Here is a 17,358-nt window from a genome sequence, read left to right on the forward strand (position 1 = left end):
CATGTTTGGCATGGGTGACAACACTTCCAGCCGAGCCACCGGCGACCTGACGAGCCGTGAGATTTTCCGCAGGCTCGCCGCTGACCACCGCGTGGTGCCCGTTGTACGCAAGGTTCTCGCCGATGGAGAAACAGCACTGTCGGCTTATCGCAAGCTCGCCGATGGACGCCCCGGCACTTTCCTGCTGGAGTCCGCCGCCCACGGGCAGTCGTGGGATCGATACTCCTTTATCGGCACTGGCGCCCGTTGCGCCTTGACCGCTAAGAGCTCCGTGGACGACGGTGCCGCCCGCTGGATCGGCCAGCCGCCTGTAGATATTCCAGAGGGAACCGACCCGCTCGACGCGATCCGTAATACCCTTGCCCACCTGCAGACCGCCCCGATGCCAGGCCTGCCGCCGTTAACGAGTGGTCTGGTGGGGTACATGGGTTATGACATGATCCGCTATATCGAGCGCATTCCCGATACCTGCACCGATGATCTGAATATTCCCGATATGGTGCAGCTCCTCGTCGAGGATATGGCCGTCGTGGATCACTACGAGGGCACCATCTGGCTGATCGCCAGTGTGATCAACTGGGATAACTCTGATGCGCGCGTGGACGAGGCATACGACGAGGCAGTGGAACGGCTCGACGCCATGGTGGAACGGCTGGCTAGGGGAGTAGCAGGGGGCGTCACTACCTTTAACGACCCCACGCCCGACTACCGTCGGCAGCGCACCTACGACGACCACCGTCAGCGCATCGGCAAGGTGAAAGAGCATATCAAGGCCGGCGATGCGTTCCAGGTGGTGCTGTCGCAGCGCTTCGAGATGGACACTGACGTCGATGCGATCGATATTTACCGCATGTTGCGCGTATCAAACCCTTCGCCGTACATGTTCTTGCTCAACGTTCCTACCGAGGATTTTGACGCCACAGCATTCCACATCATCGGTTCCTCCCCGGAATCGCTGGTGCAAGTCCGTGACGGAAATGTCACAACGTTCCCCATCGCCGGATCCAGGCCGCGCGGAGAGACAGTGGAGCAGGACTTCGCCTTTGAACGCGAGCTGGTAAACGACGAAAAGGAAAACTCGGAGCACCTCATGCTGGTGGATCTGGGACGTAACGACCTCGGGAAAGTCAGCGAACCCGGCACCGTGGAGGTGCACGACTTCCGTCACGTTGAGCGCTACTCGGCGGTAATGCACTTGGTCTCCGGGGTGTCCGGCAAGTTGGCTGCGGGGCAGACGGCAGTGGATGCGTTCAATGCGACCTTCCCAGCAGGGACGCTATCGGGTGCACCGAAGCCCTCGGCGTTGAAGATTATTGATGAGCTGGAGGACACTCGCCGCGGAGTATACGGCGGAACTGTCGGCTACTTTGATTTCTCCGGAAACACGGACCAATCCATCGCGATCCGCACTGGGCTGTACAAGGATGGCACGGTGTATGTGCAGGCAGGCGGAGGAATCGTCGCGGATTCAGATCCGGAAGCCGAGGATTTGGAAACGCGCAATAAAGCCGCCGCAGTGCTGCGGGCCGTTGCCGCCGCAGAGACCATCGAGAGTGCGAGTGCAGAGGTAGGACAGTGAGCAAGGCGAGCAAGGTAGAGGACAGCAAAGTAGAGGACAACGGCATCACGCAGAAGGCCAAGCGTATCCGGCAAATTGCCCTGCTGTGTGTTGTACTGAGCGCCGCGGGGCTGTGGGGAGCGAGCCGACTGAAGTTCGTGACCGTGGCCATCGATGACGACAAGGCCGGCGCCTCCACCAAGGAGCTCGTGGGTTCCGTGTGGGATCCGGCACTAGTGCCTCTAGCGCTGGCGATGCTTGCTTCGCTGATCCTCTCGATTGCGGTGCAGCCTATGATCCGGCGAGTGCTGGGGGTGGTGATTGTTGCCCTGGCGGCGACGGCCAGCTTCCGGGCAGTGCAGCTGCTGACCAATGATGTGGATCTGGCTAGAGCTAAGAGCATCTTGACCAGTGGAGCGGCAACCCAGAAGCAATCGGATCCGGTGCAGATCTCGGACTGGGCACAAGTAATTAGCGGCGAAGTACATTCGCTGGGAATCGTGCTCGTGCTTCTCGCGGCGGCGGTGGGAGTCGTCGGTGGTGGCATCCTCATCTTGCGCCCCGGTCAGGAGTCCAAGGGACACAGTCGATACGAGACCCCGGAGGTACGTCGCGCCGATGCGGAGGAGGACCTCGCGGAGAATCCAGATTCAGCTCGCGTGCTGTGGGATGCCCTCGATGCGGGGGTGGATCCGACCGAAGAATCCGATTTCTCCCGCACCAAGCGCGGGCGATAAGCTCATAAATGTGACACACATGACTGTTCTCGACCAGATCATCGCCGGGGTGCTAGAAGACCAGGCCGAGCGGGAAGCCAAGATCCCATACAAGGAGATCAAGGCCATGTCCCTGGACGCACCACCGGCGCTCGACGCCCATTCCGCGCTGGCCGCCCCGGGGGTCAGCCTCATTGCCGAGGTAAAGCGCGCCAGTCCTTCCAAAGGGCATCTCGCCGAGATCGCCGAGCCCGAAGTGCTGGCCAAGGCCTACGAGGACAATGGGGCAACAGCCATCAGCTGTCTCACAGAGGAACGACGCTTTAAGGGCTCCCTGGCGGACTTCGATGCAGTTCGGCGCGCGGTGAATATCCCGCTGCTGCGCAAGGACTTCATGATGAACCCCTATCAAATCCACGAGGCTCGGGTACATGGCGCGGACATTATCCTCCTCATCGTCGCAGCCCTTGAACAGCAACGGTTGGAATCTCTGTTGGATCGCAGCGAATCCTTGGGCATGACTGCCTTGGTGGAAGTACACACCGCCGAAGAGGCAGAGCGCGCCGTTGCAGCTGGAGCGAAGGTTATCGGCGTCAACGCGCGAAATCTGAAGACCCTGGAGGTGGATTCGGAGGTGTTCGGCAAGATCGCCCCGACGCTGCCGGATGACGTCGTGAAGATCGCAGAATCGGGCGTCAAGAATAAACACGACCTCAATGCATATGCAGCAGCGGGTGCAGACGCAGTGCTCGTCGGCGAGGGACTCGTTACCGCTGGTAACCCCGCACAGGCGTGCCGGGATCTTGCAGCGGCAGGAAAACACCCCGCTTGCCCACAAAAAATTCCTAGACGATAGCATGTAACACTGTGACTACCGAAAAGAACTCCAAGAATGCCGATGCACAGGGCAAGCCCCTGCCGACGGTAGGCGAGATCCTGGGTACCGCCACCCACCACGAGCCTGACGAGCGTGGGCATTGGGGAGAATTCGGTGGCCGATACATCCCCGAAGCCCTCATGGCCGTGATCGACGAGATCACCGATGCCTGGGCGAAGGCACGTTCCGACCAGGGATACCTCGATCAGCTCGACGAGCTACACCGCACCTACACGGGGCGGCCGTCCCCGCTGTACTACGCGGCACGCTTCTCTGAGGACGTGGGCGCGGAGGTATGGCTGAAGCGCGAGGATCTTAACCACACCGGCTCCCATAAGATCAACAACGTGCTGGGGCAGGTGCTGCTGGCCAAGCGCATGGGTAAGACTCGCGTCATCGCTGAAACCGGTGCAGGCCAGCACGGTGTGGCCACGGCGACGGCCTGTGCGCTACTCGGCATTGATTGCCGTATCTACATGGGGGCTGTCGACGCCGAACGCCAGGCCCTCAACATTGCCCGCATGCGCCTGCTGGGTGCCCAGGTGGAGGTAGTGGAGATTGGCTCCCGCACGCTGAAGGACGCCATCAACGAAGCCATGCGCTTCTGGGTATCCAACGCCGATGACACGTATTACTGCTTCGGCACCGCCGCAGGCCCACACCCATTCCCGCAGATGGTGCGCGACCTGCAGCGAATCATTGGAGTGGAAGCGCGCCAGCAGTTGCTGGCCGAAACCGGCAAGCTACCCGATGCGGTGATTGCCTGCGTGGGTGGCGGTTCGAATGCTATCGGTCTGTTCCACCCGTTCATCGAGGACGAAGGCGTGGACATCGTCGGTGCCGAAGCCGCCGGAGATGGCATGGAAACTGGCCGCCACGCTGCGCCGATCACCCTGGGGCTACAGGGCGTATTCCAGGGTGCGTACGCCGATCTTATGCAAGACGAAGACGGCCAGATCATCGAATCGCACTCCATCTCCGCGGGTCTGGACTACCCGGGCGTGGGGCCGGAGCACTCGCAGCTGCATGCTGAGGGTCGCGCCCGTTACCTACCTATCACCGACGCCGAGGCTATGGACGGCTTTAAACTGCTAACCCGCCTGGAAGGCATTATCCCGGCCATCGAGTCCGCTCACGCTGTGGCCGCCGCGGTGAAGGTCGCGCAGGAAAAGCCGGGTGCGACGCTTATCGTGAACATTTCCGGCCGTGGTGATAAGGACGTCACGACAGCTGCGAAATGGTTCGACATTCTGGATCAGACAAGCGAGAAGGATGGCTAAGGCATGACCTCCCGACTTTCCCAGGTGTTCCTCGACGCCCGCGCCGAGGGGCGGGCTGCGCTGGTGGCCTATTTCCCCGCCGGCTATCCCACGGTGGCTAAATCTAAGGAGCTTGTCACCGAGCTGGCTCGGCACGCCGACCTTATCGAGGTAGGCGTTCCTTTTACCGACCCGATGATGGACGGTCCCACTATCCAGGATGCAGCCAATGAGGCTCTGGCCAATGGTTTCCGAGTGAAGGACACGATGGATGTGGTTCGCACCGTCACCGAGGCCGGTGGCAAGGCCGTCATCATGTCCTATTGGAACCCGATCCTGCAGTACGGCCCCGAGAAATTCGCCGAGGACCTGGCCGCTGCCGGGGGATTGGGGTCCATCATTCCGGATCTTCTACCTGAGGAAGCCGACCGGTGGGCACAGGCCTGCGCCGCGAATGATCTGTCGCCCGTGTACCTCGTAGCTCCCTCCACCACGCCCGAGCGCATGGCTATCACTGTTGACGCCGCCGATGGCTTCATCTACGCCGCATCCCACATGGGAGTAACCGGTGCGCAGGATGAGGTTTCCCACTCTGCAGAGGAACTCGTGGCGCGCGTGCGCGAAGCAACGGAACTGCCGGTGGCAGTGGGGCTGGGTGTGAAGACCGGGGAACATGCCGCAAGCATTGCTGCCTACGCCGATGGCGTGATTGTCGGCTCCGCCCTGATCCAAGCCGCAGCTGCGGGCAACTTAGGTGAGCTAGCGGCTGAGCTGGCACAGGGAGTGCGCGCATGACGGCGGTCATTCCGTCGCCGCCCCAAGGGGTATGGGAGCTAGGCCCCATACCCATCCGCGCCTATGCGCTATGCATCCTCACCGGAGTGGTGGTGGCCTATTTCTGGACACGCCGCCGCTACGCAAAGCTGGGCGGGGATCCAGAAGTTACGGTCGACGCTTTGCTTGTCGCCGTGCCCGCGGGCATTATCGGCGCCCGCTTGTACCACGTCATCACCGATCACCAAAAGTATTTCGGGGAGGGGAAAGACCCGAGCCAGGTGTTTAACATCACCAACGGTGGGTTGGGGATCTGGGGTGGCATCGTCCTCGGTTCCCTGGCAGTGTGGCTGCTCTTTAGAACAAAGAAGCTGCCTTTGGGAACCTTTGCCGCGGCCGTCGCGCCCACGATTCCACTTGCACAGGCGATTGGCCGGTTTGGGAACTGGTTCAACCAAGAGCTTTACGGCGGGCCTAGTGATGCCCCCTGGGCGCTAGAGATCTACCGGCGCGTCGACGAGAATGGGTATTCCGCGCCCGTCACCGGACACTCGACCGGGGAAGTACTGGCTACCGTACAGCCGACGTTCCTCTACGAGCTGCTGTGGAACCTGCTCGTCGTAGTTCTGCTGCTAGTCGCTGAACGCTACTGGCGAGTAAGCGGGGGAAGGTTATTCACCCTTTACGTGATGGGGTACACGTTTGGGCGATTCTTTATCGAAAATATTCGCACCGATGCAGCCACCACCGTCTTCGGCGATATACGTATCAATGTTGTGGTTTCGGCAGTGGTGTTCCTGGCCGCCACGGCGCTTTTCGTGTGGTGGACGCTGAAAGAGCGCAGGGCTAAGGGCGTCACACCCAAGGAGTAGCGAGGACCACGGCGCGGGGCTATTCTCGAACTCGTGAATAGAAGAACCAAGATTGTTTGCACCCTGGGTCCTGCGGTTGCCTCGAAAGAGCAGATCCGCGGGCTCGTAGACGCCGGAATGAATGTTGCGCGCCTGAATTTCTCCCACGGCGAGCACGCTGACCACGAGCAAAACTACAACTGGGTTCGAGAGGCGACCGACGAGTCCGGCAAGGCGGTCGGCGTGCTCGCTGACCTGCAAGGCCCGAAGATTCGACTGGGGCGCTTCGCAGAGGGCGCTACCGTCTGGGCGACCGGTGAAACCGTGCGCATCACCGTTGATGACGTACAGGGCACCCACGACCGCGTGTCCACCACCTACAAGGGACTCGCCCGCGACGCGCGCCCTGGCGACCGCCTGCTCGTCGACGACGGCAAGATCGCCTTGGTGTGTAAAGAAGTCGACGGCAACGATGTCGTGTGTGAGGTCACTGAAGGCGGCCCGGTTTCCAACAACAAGGGTGTCTCCCTGCCAGGCATGAATATCTCGGTGCCTGCGCTGAGCGAAAAGGACACCGAGGATCTGCGCTTCGCTCTGCAGCTGGGCGTGGACTTCATCGCCCTGTCATTCGTGCGCAGCCCCTCTGATGTGGAGCTTGTCCGCGACATCATGGACGAGGTGGGCCGTCGCGTACCGGTGATCGCCAAGCTGGAGAAGCCTGAGGCCGTCGATGCACTGGAGCCCGTCATCTTGGCCTTCGATGCCATCATGGTTGCCCGCGGTGACCTTGGCGTGGAAGTACCGCTGGAAGACGTGCCGCTGGTGCAAAAGCGTGCCATCCAGATCGCCCGCGAGAACGCGAAGCCGGTGATCGTGGCAACGCAGATGCTGGATTCCATGATCGAGAACTCCCGCCCGACGCGCGCGGAGGCCTCCGACGTGGCCAACGCCGTGCTCGACGGTGCGGATGCCGTGATGCTCTCCGGCGAGACCTCCGTCGGCAAGCACCCAATCACGACCGTCGAGACGATGGCGCGAATTGTTGCCGCAGCCGAAGTGGACGGTGAAGTACCGCCGCTGACGCACCGCCCGCGCACCCGCCGCGGCGTGATCTCCTACGCAGCCAAGGACATCGGCGAGCGCCTCAACGCAAAGGCACTCGTTGCCTTCACCTCGTCCGGCGATACCGCTAAGCGTGTTGCGCGCCTGCGCTCCCACTTGCCTCTGCTGGTGTTCACCCCGTCGCAGGCCGTGCGCTCTCAGCTGGCGCTGACGTGGGGCGTGGAGACGTTCCTGATCGAGGACGTGAAGTCCACTGACGAGATGATGGACACCGTCGACCACCACCTGCTGGCTATGCCGCAGTACAAGTACGACGACATGATGGTCGTCGTCGCCGGCTCCCCACCCGGAATCTCCGGCAACACCAACATGATCCAGGTGCACCTACTGGGTCAGGAGCGGAAGAGGTAGCTCAAGGTCGCGGCCAACGCCGCGTCCGTGGAGGTGCCCAGCGCCTCGATACGTGGAGCGAAGCTCCCGTGGTGATTGCCCGGCACTGGCTCGCCGGAGTTCCACAGCTCCGGATCAGTCGTGCCGATCGTCCAAAAAAGATACGGCACATTGAAGTGGCGGGGGATCTCCGAGAAATCTTCGGAGGCCGTCCACGGTTCGGCGTCAATAGAATCCTCGCCGAAAACCGCATCGAAAACCGGGCGCACCTGCTCGAATACGCTAGGGGTGTTATCCGTTAGTTCGCCGTGGGCGGAATAGACAAACTCTGGAGGAACCTCGCACCCCGACGCAGCGCACTCGCCGCGCACGACACGCTCGATCGCGACGTAGGTCTTATCGCGCACATCGGTGTCGTAGAAGCGGCAGTTCAGTACCAGCGTTGCCGTATCGGGGATGGTGTTATTCGTATGCCCCGCAGAAAGCGTGCCGACGGTAATGACCGCGAAGTCAGACGGCGCGACCTCGCGGCCGACGATGCCCTGCAAACGCACGACAATCAGCGCAGCGAGGAACGTTGGGTCGATTGCATCCTGCGGGCTCGAACCGTGTGCGGACTTGCCATGCAGCGTGATGGTGATCGTGTCGCACGCCGCCAGCACAGGCCCGGGCGCGGACATTACCGTGCCCAAACGACCCGGCAGAATATGCTGGCCCAGGCACACGTCCGGGGTCGGGATCTTGTCGGCCAAGCCGTCGTTGATCATATTGCTGGCACCGGCGGTGACTTCCTCCGCAGGCTGGAACAGTGCAATAAAGGTGCCGTGCCACGCATCGCGGCGTTCGTCGAGGACCGCGCACAGTCCCATCAAGGCGGTGGCGTGCATGTCATGGCCACACGCATGCATCACTCCATCGTTCTTCGAGGCATAGGGCAAGCCGGTGGTCTCCTGCACCGGGAGCGCATCGAAATCGGCGCGCATTAGCACTGTTGGCTCGTCTGCCCCTGCGCCGCTTGGGTTACGGAACACTGCGGTGACGCCATGTCCGCCGATACCGGTGGTTACTTCGCAATCCATTTGCGCCAACCGGGCGATGATGTGCTTTGCCGTCTGTTCTTCCTGCAGAGACAACTCGGGATTTTCGTGCATCCACTGGTAAAAGCTGTCCTGCCAGCTCAGATCCACACCGTGGTTCGAGATGAACTCTGCAATATCTGCGTTGCGCATTTACGGGGAAGTCCTTTCTAACGGATGGCCGGGTTGTACTTCAGCATGTTGGGGCGGGTGGCACAGTCTTCGCCGAGGCGGATTCCAGGCGCGAGCTTCCCCTCCTCCTGTGCAGTGAGCAGTGCATTGAGTACGCGTTCCCTGAGATCAGCGGGGGAAATCGTGTTGATGAAGATCTTCGTACCGCCTTCGAAACCAGCCATGGTGGATACACGCCATTTGATCACGATGCGCCAGGGCATGGGCACGTCCACGTCCAAGGGACGGTGAAGCCATTCTTCGTTGCAGGGAATGTGTGGCCCGGCGGCGACGTGGCAGGCGTGAACTAGATCCGAGACAGCATCGCGTTCGGCGTCGGTCATAAGCCACGGCTCAGTCGTCGCGGATTTGGAGAAGACTTCCAGCGTCGGCCAGCGGTGTCCGAAGCCCGCGAAGGCGATGGCATGGTCGTTTTCGGCGAAAACGAGGTTGTGGCGGGCAGCGTAGTCGACGGCCCATTCGTTGTACATGTTTGGGTTCGCGCGGACCTGGGCGATCTCGAGTTCGTTTTGCAGGCCGTGTTCGTCGATAGCGACGAGTTGCTTGTGCAAGTGTTCGAAGCTGGCTCCCGCCGGGGCGAGCCAGTTTTGGAAGGCGGCGACATAGCGCACATAGCGGTTGGCGCGGTACAGGCGGTCCATGCTGTCGACGGTGAAAGCGATGAAGTGGCGGTGGTTTTCCCAACCCAGTGTGCCGCTGGATGCCAGCTGGTCGGTGGATTCTGCACCGGGGACATAGTGGTCGCGGGCGATGATTACGTCGTGACCACCGGCGAATAGTGAGCCGCTTTCTTCGTAGAGGGTCTGTAGACGGCGGTCGGGGGAGAAGAGCTCATCGAGTTCTTCTTGGGTCTTCCCACCGGCGGCCCATTTGGTGCGCAGGATCTGTTCGACGTGATTCTGGCCGGCTTCCTCTGCCAGATAATCGGCCATGTGCTTGGCGGCTGTGGGGTTCATTCGGTAGCCGTAGTTCAACAGCCAGTAGTCGTACGTCAGGATCTCAAACAGGTTCGCGACACGGCGGAACAGTGGTTCGGTGTTCTCTAGCTCGCTGACGGGAAGGCCACGGAGGATGCGTGGCTTACCGTCCTCGTCCAGCACCAGGCGTGCCTTCTCCGGCGGAGTGTCCAGCTTACGGTTGAGCCCGAATGCAGTAGCAGAGTCGCGGTCGGCCACGGTGCGTACTTCTGGTCGGTGCTCTGCGATGGGGCGGTTACCCCGTCCGGGGACTGTCCACACCTCGGTGCCGGAAAATGGGTTGACCTGTTTGATCGTCCCGTCTGGCAGGGTCGTCAGGGGTGGTACGGGCGCGGGGTGCGAAGTATGGGAACCAATCACGGCACACAGTCTAGTCGTTTTGAAGTTCTGTCGATCACACCACTAACCCCACACCGTGCTTGCCGTTCACCGCTGCGTGCTGCCACACTAGGGGAATGCCAAAGATTACTTTTCGGCTGCTGGCTAACCATGAGCAGCTGGCCACAATCGAGCAGGATTTCCGCTCCATGATCGCAGCCCTCGGCGAGGCGTTTGAAGGCACGCTGAATTGCCAGTCCGGGCTTCCCACTGATCCCGAACTGGTCACTACTTGGGTGGAGCTTTTCGGCGAGAGCCCCGACGAAGGATCCGACCCGGCCACCGGCGCCGAACTTACCGTCGACGTCGCCCGTTACGACATCGGCTCTGTTTCTGGGCTAGCCATGCATTTCGCGGAGCTTCTCACTATCCGCGAAAAGGAACCCGCCGAGCCGATCCTGCGCCAGGTCCACGACGATCCCGGTTCGCCCCGCGTGCCGTGGCACGTCACTGTGGCTTCGGTATAACACCCCTTGCGTGCGTGGTGAACTCCTCTCCGTGGTGGTTCACCCACTTGATAGTCCAGCCGCCGTCCTGCGTACTCGCCCTCCACTGGCCATTGGTCTTTAGGTTGTGGTGGGTTCTACAAAGGCATTGCATGTTTCGCACATCCGTCGGTCCGCCTTCCGCAGGCTCCGAGTGGATGTACGGCACAATGTGGTCTTTGTCGCACATCGGCGCCGGGTGTTCGCACCCGGGGAATCGGCATGTCCCGTCCCGACCAACTAGAAATTCTTTCATCTCCCTGCTGGGCGTGTACTGTTCTACCGCCGGCGGCACCGTCACACTCTCCACTCGCGAGGCGAAGCTCTCATAGTAGTCAGCCTGCTCAGTGCTGATCGTGCCAACACCGGGGATGAACCCGGGCCCATGCTCCCACCGGAACACGTGCACGTGCACCACAGCATTGGACTCTTCGCCGCCGATCAGTCCTGCAATCACATCCATCCGTGCCTGTGCCAAGTCACAATCCAGCTCCCCGGCCAGCACTTTCGCCTTCTTGGTCACCGCTTCCCACATCCGCTGCGATTGATCATTTGGCATGTTTAGTGTCCAGCGCGAAAACTCCGCTGCTCCGCCCAGCGTTGCCACCGAACTCCGCGTTGCGGAGCGTTCCTCCGCCGCTGCCTTCTCACCGGTCGCGAAGGGAGCGGGGAAGTCCCGCGCAATCACTTCGCACAGATATTCCCCAAGTTCTTTCGCAGTCGGCCCATCTTCCCGCGCGCTGATGCAATCCACTGCGTGCTTTTCCAGGTAGCGGTTGAGCTGTTCTAGCTCCATGATCGCCCGCCCTGTTTCGTCGGGTTCCGTCAGCGCTGCTGCGTAAGCGTTTCGTACACGCCACACCTGCTCTAGGTGCCGCACGCCAATTATCCCTGCCTTCAGCGCGGCAAGTCCCAATAAATTCATCACTGCGAGTATCTGTGCCGCGTGTGCGAACACTGTCGCATCTGCCGTCCCCGCCTTCCGCTGCGCTTGTATCCGCGCCACGGTTGGGTCGTCGATCACGCTGTACGCATACGCCGCGTCGACCCTATTGCACATTCGCCGCATCTCGTCGGCATCCATTTTTGCCCCCCTTTGTGTCCGAGCGCCGCTTACCTTACACACGGCCCCGGACACCCCCTCTCCCTTCTTATCGACGCCCCCTCGTTTTCGCCCCTAGAGCAGGCTCGATAGGAACTCTTGGGTGCGTTTGTGCTGCGGGTTTCCAATGACCTCCGCGGACGGTCCGTGCTCTACGATCACGCCGCCATCCATGAATGCAACTTCGTCGGCTACTTCGCGAGCGAATCCCATTTCGTGGGTCACTACAAGCATGGTCATGCCGTCATCGGCCAGTCGGCGCATTACCCCCAGTACTTCGCCAACCAGCTCGGGATCCAGCGCACTTGTCGGCTCGTCGAAGAGCATCAGCTTCGGGCGCATTGCCAGCGCACGGGCGATGGCTACGCGCTGCTGCTGGCCGCCAGAAAGTTGCACAGGGTAGGCGTCGGCCTTGTGCGCGAGCCCGACCTGGTCCAGGAGCTTGTGTGCGTGTTCGAGGGCTTCGTCTTTATTTTCACCGCGCACCTGCACCGGGGCTTCGATGATGTTCTCGATAACGGTCCGGTGGGTGAAGAGGTTAAAGTGCTGGAACACCATTCCGATGTCCACGCGTTGTGCTGCCGCTTGCTTTGGCGTCAGCTCGTAGAGGTTGCCGTTCTTTTCGCGGTAGCCGATCAGTTCGCCGTCTACTTCGATCCGTCCGGAGGTCACCTTCTCCAGGTGGTTGACGCAGCGCAGCAGGGTGGACTTGCCAGAGCCGGAGGGGCCGATCAGGCAGGTCACGCCGCCGCGGGGAACGTCGAGGTCGATGCCTTTAAGGACGTCGAGTCGACCGTAGCGCTTCCACACGTTCTTGATGGCGATCATCGGCGCGTTGTTGTCAGACATGGTGGCTCCTAGTCCTTCTTATCGTTCGGCGTGACGGTGACATTGCGCGGGGGCACGCCTTCGGCGTCCGCAAGGGCAGCGAGTTGACGCTGCGTGAGCTGGCGCGACGATCCGCGAGAGAAGTAACGCTCTACGTAGAACTGCGCGATCATCAGCAAGCTAGTGATCACCAGGTACCACGTGGCGGCAACCAGCAGCAGGGGCACGGGCTGGAACAGCGAGTTCGAGATGTCGGTGGCACGACCGTAGAGCTCGGCGGCGTAGGGCACGGCGATGACCAGAGAGGTGGTCTTCAGCAGCGAGATAAATTCGTTGCCCGTCGGCGGGATAATGATGCGCATGGCTTGCGGCATGACGGTGCGGCGCATGTTCTGGCTCCAGGTCATGCCCAGTGCCTTCGACGCTTCGGACTGTCCCTCGGGCACGGCCTGGATGCCGGCGCGCACGATTTCGGCCATGTAGGCCGCCTCGTTCAAACCGAGTCCCAAGACCGCCAGCATAAAGGCATTCTGCAGGATCGTTTCGAGGTTGATCTCGGCGAATCCAACATTGATGGACTGGTACAGGGAGCTCAGCAGACCCCAGAACACCAGCTGTACATACACGGGCGTACCGCGGAAGATCCACAGGAAGAGCCACGCCACGCCCTGAAGCACCGGGTTCGGGGACATACGAAGTACCGCGACGATAGCGCCGATGACCACACCGATGATCATCGCCAGAATCGTCAGCGCAATGGTGTGCATCGCGGCTTTCACGATGCGCGTGTCCAGCAGGTATTGGAAGTAGGTATCCCAGTGGTAGGCCTCGTTCCGCGCCGCGGAGAAGATGAACCATACAACCAGCACCAGCAGAATTGCCGCTGCGATCCAGCGTCCGGGGTGGCGTAGTGGGATCGCTTTGTTTTCGGTCGGGCGCCTACGCTGCGTTTCGGGGGAGGCTTTCGGAGTACTCAATTGGTGCCTTCTTTCGTTTGGAGCGTGCGGGGCAGCTGGTACGGCTTGAGGTTGAACGTCACGGCGTCAAGCCCACCGTCTTCTAGCCCCCACTGCTTCAGGATCGCTTCGTAGGTGCCGTCGTTCATCATGGTTTGCATCGTCGCTGCCAGTGCTTTTCCTAGCGGGTTGTTCTTTTTGACGCCCATACCGAACGGGGCGGTGTCAAAAGGTTCGCCCACTCGCACTAGCTTGCCTTCAGAACGGGCGATGGCGAAGTCGATCACCGGCGAGTCAGAGCTGTACGCCTGCGCTTTTTTCAGGATGGTTGCGGTGGCGGCGGCGTCGGCCTTTTCATAGACGAGCTTTTCGATCGGGGGTTTGCCCTGGGCCTCGCATTCTTCGGATCGTCCCTGCACCTCGTCCGTGTCGGAGTAGGTGCCCTTTTGGACGGCGACCTTCAGGCCGCAGGCGTTGTCGGGGTTGATGGTGTTTTCGTTGCCCGGTTGGGTGGCCCAGGAGATGCCGGCGCTGTAGAAGTCGACGAAGTCGTAGTTTTTTTGTCGTTCTTCGGTGTCTGTGAAGGCGGTAGCTCCGACGTCGACGGATCCTGCGCTGATAGCGGGCAGGATCAAATTGAAGTCCATCTGCTGCACATCAACCTGGAGCCCCATCATGGCGCCGGCGGCGCGGATGAGGTCCATTTCGAAGCCAATGATGTTGCCGTCGGAGTCTTTAAACTCGTTGGGCGCGTAGGGCGGGTTGGTGCCGACGGTGATTTTCCCTTTTGCTTGAATTTCTGGGGGCACAAGGGCGGCTAGCTGGGGGTTCTTTGCTGGGAGGATTTCCTCCCATCCTTCCGGATTGCCGAGTTCTTCGTTGGTCACACACCCCGCCAGCGATGCTGAAAGAAGGATCGCAAGGGTGCCCTTGGCCACTGTACGGGCCAGGGAGCGCGGGTGGCTATGTTTCATACAGTGGATTATATCGGAGTATGTGAATATTCTTTAATGGCTTTCGACCGAAACGGGCTCTTGTTTTTCGCCGTCTAGGTCTGCGGAAATCCGGGGCTTGCTATCGCGCTTGTTTCCTGCACGGAAGTCCAAAGCCCAGGCAAGGACGAAGAGGATGGCACCGCTGACAGCAAATAGGGGAGCGACCACGCTGTATCCACCGAGCAGGACGGCCAATGTCAGCCAGTGCATCCAAGTAAGGGAGCTGAGGTCGACGCGGTTGCCGGTGTTCTTTCCACCGCGGCGACGCCACCACATGATGTAGCCGTACACAACAAGCGCACCAATGCCGAGTGCCAGCAACGCGAGTGCGATCTGGCTGACCAATCCGAACAGTGTGCCCATGTGTAGCTGAATAATCCAGCTGGTCAGCTGTGCTGCAATCGGCCACGACTTAAAGGGCAGGCGGTCAACGACGGCGCCGGTATCTCCGTCTACGGTGATGGCATCGTTGTACATCTTGTATGCCTGGCGTGGTTCGCTGACGGTCCATGCCTGGCCAACCTTGCTCGGAGGCTCCAACTGCAGCGTTCCGGTGAGGCCTTCATTGCGACCAACCTGCAAAACGGTGTCTGCGTTGTCTGTATTGACCGGTGTGGCATCTGCGTCGGTGTGGGCGCTTCCGCCGTGATCACCGTGACCTGCGTGACCTGCGTGGTCGCCATGACCGGAGTCGCCGTCCGCACTTGGCTCGCCACCGATGGTGGTATTGGGCTTGGGAGTCATCCAGTTCAGCTGTTCGCGGACAGTAGCGATGTTATCTCCTGCAAAGTGGGACCACGTGAGGCCAGAGACGCACAGGAAGATCAGGCCTGGGGCTGCGACGAGGCCGATGAGAGTGTGGCGCTTCATGGCTTCACGACGGGACTTCTTTTTGGGCTTGCGTTGGTTCTTCTGCTTGCGCATGATCCACCACATCGCCACGCCAGTGACGGCCATCGGACCCAGCCAGGTAGCTGCGGTTTCGGAGTAGATGCGCCCGGGCTCGTCCAGCCACAGGTTTCGGTGGCCTTCGGAAAGCCAGGAACGGAAAGGTAGGGCAGCGGCGCTTCCGTACTGCACGAGTTCGCCTGTGACATGGAGATCACCCGGGTCGACGAACACCGCGTGGGTGTAGCTTTCGGAGGGGAGTTCCGGGTCGGCAAAGAGCACACGAGTGGTCTTACCTTCCTTGTCGGAGATTTGTACCTTCGCGACGTCCAAGTCCGGATGGATGCGCTTGGCAGCCTCGATCTGCTTAGCTACGGGTTGTGCTGGACTGGTTGAGGTGGCTGTCAGTTCGGCGTCATAGACCCAGCTTTCGATGGTGGGCGCGAGCGCGTAGAAGAAGCCCGATAGCGTGGCTACGAGGATAAGAGGTGCGATAAAGAGTCCGGCGAGAGTGTGGACTCTGCGAATGATTCTGCGAGACATGACTCATTAGTCGAATGTCTACCGGGATCGGTTCCCAATAGGGGCCTGCATTGGGGGAATGCGGGGGTAAAGAAACAAAAACTCCCGCTGCCTTCTGCGAAGAGAGGCGCGGGAGTTTTCCGGCTAAAGCTAAAGCTAAAGCTTATTGCGGGTTCTGCTGACCGAAGTTGTTCTGGTCGAAGCCGTTCTGCTGTGGCTGACCGTAGTTGTTGTTCTGGTCGAAGTTGTTCTGCGGCTGCTGGCCGTAGCCCTGCTGGGACTGACCGTAGCCCTGCTGGGGCTGGCCGTAGCCCTGCTGGGGCTGGCCGAAGCCTGCCTGCTGGACTGCTGGAGAATTCTTCCTGTCGTTAAGCAGCGTCAGAACACCAAAGGCGATGATTGCAATGGAAGCGAGGAGGATCAAAATCAGACCGGCACCCACGCTCACTTGGGCGACGTCCTTGTCCACTTGGCCTGCCTTGGAACCGATATCGGTCCAATCCATTACTGAAATCAGCAGCAGAACGGCACCGATGGCGATCACTGGGATGCCGCGCCACCACATCTTGGTGAGCTTTTCTACAAACAGGTAGGCAGCGATTCCACCGATCAGGATCAGGGAAAGGAACATCGTGAGCATGCCATCGCCGTCAGTACCGGAGACTGTGATGGTTCCATAGAAAGGAACAGTGACTTTACCCCACGGCATGAAGCTGCCAATGAGGCTGATCAGAGCGGCACCGGCTGCGCAGACCATCCACAGCACGGACTTGTTGGAGAAGTCCAGGTACTGCTTGATGTCGAACTGGCCTGCCTGGCCGTTCTGTCCGTTGAATCCCTGCTGGTTCTGGAAGTTGTTCTGGTAGCCGTTCTGGCCGTTCTGCGGGGCGCCGTATGCGTTCTGTCCCTGCTGAGGCGCAGCCTGCTGGTTCCAGTCCTGCTGCGGTGCCTGGTTAGGCTGGCCGTACGGGTTCGGGTTCTGGTTCCAATTGCCCTGCGCCTGCGCCTGAGGCTGCTCGGGCTGCTGTGCGCCGTTGTTGGCGGGGTTCACAGGATCGTTTGAACCGAAGTTCTCTTCCGTCATGGTTCTCCTAGCGTCACAAATAAGGTGCTTAGCGGCCTTTCAGGCAAGGCTGCGAATTTTCTTTGCGATTCATACTAACGGACGCCCGGGGGTCCGGCTTGTTGTGGCCGATTCTCGGAATGTCGGGGGGTGGCTTTTGGGGCGTTGACGCCGATACTTCAGATGCTGAGCCTAGGGACATGAGCGTGGCCACGAACGCGGTATGGATAAGCAAACCCGCTGCCAAGGATTTTCCTCAACAGCGGGTGTCTGGGGGCGGAAAATTCCTTGACCATCCCGAATGCGAAGTAGTTCCAAACCTGGCTATAGCCGGTCCGTGAAAATGTCCTCCACGTAGTGAATACCGTTTCGCACGTCGGTTCGTAACGCCCCTAGCATTGGAGCGGAA

At 60.6% G+C, this 17,358-nt stretch carries 16 protein-coding genes; 8 read left to right on the forward strand and 8 right to left on the reverse strand.

Annotation, left to right across the window (positions count from 1 at the left end; genetic code table 11):
• Position 1: 1 nt before the first annotated feature.
• Genes AC05K6_RS06795 through pyk form a run of 7 tightly spaced genes read left to right on the forward strand, consistent with a single transcriptional unit; the run spans position 2 to position 7,508 of the window.
• Complete coding sequence (locus tag AC05K6_RS06795) at positions 2–1,579, forward strand: anthranilate synthase component I (RefSeq protein ID WP_476728141.1); 1,578 nt, start codon at positions 2–4, stop codon at positions 1,577–1,579.
• Positions 1,576–2,295 (forward strand): TIGR02234 family membrane protein, encoded by a 720-nt coding sequence (locus tag AC05K6_RS06800; protein ID WP_476728142.1) that lies wholly within the window; start codon positions 1,576–1,578, stop codon positions 2,293–2,295. Before AC05K6_RS06795 ends, AC05K6_RS06800 begins: the two co-directional genes overlap by 4 nt.
• 19 nt (positions 2,296–2,314) lie before the next feature.
• Positions 2,315–3,130 carry an indole-3-glycerol phosphate synthase TrpC gene (trpC, locus tag AC05K6_RS06805; protein WP_476728143.1) on the forward strand — a complete coding sequence of 272 codons (816 nt, stop codon included), beginning with the start codon at positions 2,315–2,317 and terminating at the stop codon, positions 3,128–3,130.
• Positions 3,131–3,141: 11 nt separating this feature from the next.
• Positions 3,142–4,431 (forward strand): tryptophan synthase subunit beta, encoded by a 1,290-nt coding sequence (trpB, locus tag AC05K6_RS06810; protein ID WP_476728144.1) that lies wholly within the window; start codon positions 3,142–3,144, stop codon positions 4,429–4,431.
• A gap of 3 nt (positions 4,432–4,434) precedes the next feature.
• Positions 4,435–5,205 carry a tryptophan synthase subunit alpha gene (gene trpA, locus AC05K6_RS06815; RefSeq protein ID WP_476728145.1) on the forward strand — a complete coding sequence of 257 codons (771 nt, stop codon included), beginning with the start codon at positions 4,435–4,437 and terminating at the stop codon, positions 5,203–5,205.
• Positions 5,202–6,056: a prolipoprotein diacylglyceryl transferase gene (lgt, locus tag AC05K6_RS06820; RefSeq protein WP_476728146.1), complete on the forward strand. Its 855-nt coding sequence runs from the start codon at positions 5,202–5,204 to the stop codon at positions 6,054–6,056. The genes trpA and lgt overlap by 4 nt, the downstream gene beginning before the upstream one ends.
• A gap of 33 nt (positions 6,057–6,089) precedes the next feature.
• Positions 6,090–7,508 carry a pyruvate kinase gene (gene pyk / locus AC05K6_RS06825; RefSeq protein WP_293791278.1) on the forward strand — a complete coding sequence of 473 codons (1,419 nt, stop codon included), beginning with the start codon at positions 6,090–6,092 and terminating at the stop codon, positions 7,506–7,508.
• Here the strand turns inward: pyk and AC05K6_RS06830 are convergent.
• On the reverse strand, positions 7,490–8,716 hold the full coding sequence (locus tag AC05K6_RS06830) for an amidohydrolase (RefSeq protein WP_476728147.1): 1,227 nt from the start codon (positions 8,714–8,716) through the stop codon (positions 7,490–7,492). The two genes, pyk and AC05K6_RS06830, sit on opposite strands and share 19 nt — an antisense overlap.
• 17 nt (positions 8,717–8,733) lie before the next feature.
• Positions 8,734–10,092 carry a DUF4921 family protein gene (locus tag AC05K6_RS06835; protein ID WP_448308071.1) on the reverse strand — a complete coding sequence of 453 codons (1,359 nt, stop codon included), beginning with the start codon at positions 10,090–10,092 and terminating at the stop codon, positions 8,734–8,736.
• A gap of 95 nt (positions 10,093–10,187) precedes the next feature.
• Here AC05K6_RS06835 and AC05K6_RS06840 point away from each other — a divergent pair, with 95 nt between their 5' ends.
• Complete coding sequence (locus AC05K6_RS06840) at positions 10,188–10,577, forward strand: hypothetical protein (protein WP_476728148.1); 390 nt, start codon at positions 10,188–10,190, stop codon at positions 10,575–10,577.
• Here AC05K6_RS06840 and AC05K6_RS06845 read toward each other — a convergent pair.
• From AC05K6_RS06845 to AC05K6_RS06870, 6 genes are all read right to left on the reverse strand, one after another.
• Positions 10,558–11,679, reverse strand: a complete 1,122-nt coding sequence (locus tag AC05K6_RS06845; RefSeq protein WP_476728149.1) for an HNH endonuclease signature motif containing protein — start codon at positions 11,677–11,679, stop codon at positions 10,558–10,560. The two genes, AC05K6_RS06840 and AC05K6_RS06845, sit on opposite strands and share 20 nt — an antisense overlap.
• Positions 11,680–11,772: 93 nt before the next feature.
• Positions 11,773–12,546, reverse strand: coding sequence for an amino acid ABC transporter ATP-binding protein (locus tag AC05K6_RS06850; protein ID WP_434816944.1), 774 nt, complete (start codon positions 12,544–12,546; stop codon positions 11,773–11,775).
• Positions 12,547–12,554: 8 nt separating this feature from the next.
• Positions 12,555–13,502 (reverse strand): amino acid ABC transporter permease, encoded by a 948-nt coding sequence (locus tag AC05K6_RS06855; RefSeq protein ID WP_476728150.1) that lies wholly within the window; start codon positions 13,500–13,502, stop codon positions 12,555–12,557.
• Positions 13,499–14,455, reverse strand: coding sequence for an ABC transporter substrate-binding protein (locus AC05K6_RS06860; protein WP_448308066.1), 957 nt, complete (start codon positions 14,453–14,455; stop codon positions 13,499–13,501). The genes AC05K6_RS06855 and AC05K6_RS06860 overlap by 4 nt, the downstream gene beginning before the upstream one ends.
• Positions 14,456–14,488: 33 nt before the next feature.
• Positions 14,489–15,907, reverse strand: coding sequence for a PepSY-associated TM helix domain-containing protein (locus tag AC05K6_RS06865; RefSeq protein ID WP_476728151.1), 1,419 nt, complete (start codon positions 15,905–15,907; stop codon positions 14,489–14,491).
• A 142-nt stretch (positions 15,908–16,049) separates the two neighbouring features.
• Positions 16,050–16,970, reverse strand: coding sequence for an ECF transporter S component (locus AC05K6_RS06870; RefSeq protein ID WP_293791268.1), 921 nt, complete (start codon positions 16,968–16,970; stop codon positions 16,050–16,052).
• Positions 16,971–17,358: the final 388 nt, after the last annotated feature.

The sequence above is a fragment of the Corynebacterium sp. TUM25020 genome (genome assembly GCF_056388495.1).

What these genes read in the sequence shown, in the direction of transcription:
- AC05K6_RS06795 (WP_476728141.1), top strand. Translation starts at nt 2, where the DNA reads ATGTTTGGCATGGGTGACAACACTTCCAGCCGAGCCACCGGCGACCTG.
- trpC (WP_476728143.1), top strand. Translation starts at nt 2,315, where the DNA reads ATGACTGTTCTCGACCAGATCATCGCCGGGGTGCTAGAAGACCAGGCC.
- trpA (WP_476728145.1), top strand. Translation starts at nt 4,435, where the DNA reads ATGACCTCCCGACTTTCCCAGGTGTTCCTCGACGCCCGCGCCGAGGGG.
- lgt (WP_476728146.1), top strand. Translation starts at nt 5,202, where the DNA reads ATGACGGCGGTCATTCCGTCGCCGCCCCAAGGGGTATGGGAGCTAGGC.
- AC05K6_RS06830 (WP_476728147.1), bottom strand. Translation starts at nt 8,716, where the DNA reads ATGCGCAACGCAGATATTGCAGAGTTCATCTCGAACCACGGTGTGGAT.
- AC05K6_RS06840 (WP_476728148.1), top strand. Translation starts at nt 10,188, where the DNA reads ATGCCAAAGATTACTTTTCGGCTGCTGGCTAACCATGAGCAGCTGGCC.
- AC05K6_RS06845 (WP_476728149.1), bottom strand. Translation starts at nt 11,679, where the DNA reads ATGGATGCCGACGAGATGCGGCGAATGTGCAATAGGGTCGACGCGGCG.
- AC05K6_RS06850 (WP_434816944.1), bottom strand. Translation starts at nt 12,546, where the DNA reads ATGTCTGACAACAACGCGCCGATGATCGCCATCAAGAACGTGTGGAAG.
- AC05K6_RS06860 (WP_448308066.1), bottom strand. Translation starts at nt 14,455, where the DNA reads ATGAAACATAGCCACCCGCGCTCCCTGGCCCGTACAGTGGCCAAGGGC.
- AC05K6_RS06865 (WP_476728151.1), bottom strand. Translation starts at nt 15,907, where the DNA reads ATGTCTCGCAGAATCATTCGCAGAGTCCACACTCTCGCCGGACTCTTT.
- AC05K6_RS06870 (WP_293791268.1), bottom strand. Translation starts at nt 16,970, where the DNA reads ATGACGGAAGAGAACTTCGGTTCAAACGATCCTGTGAACCCCGCCAAC.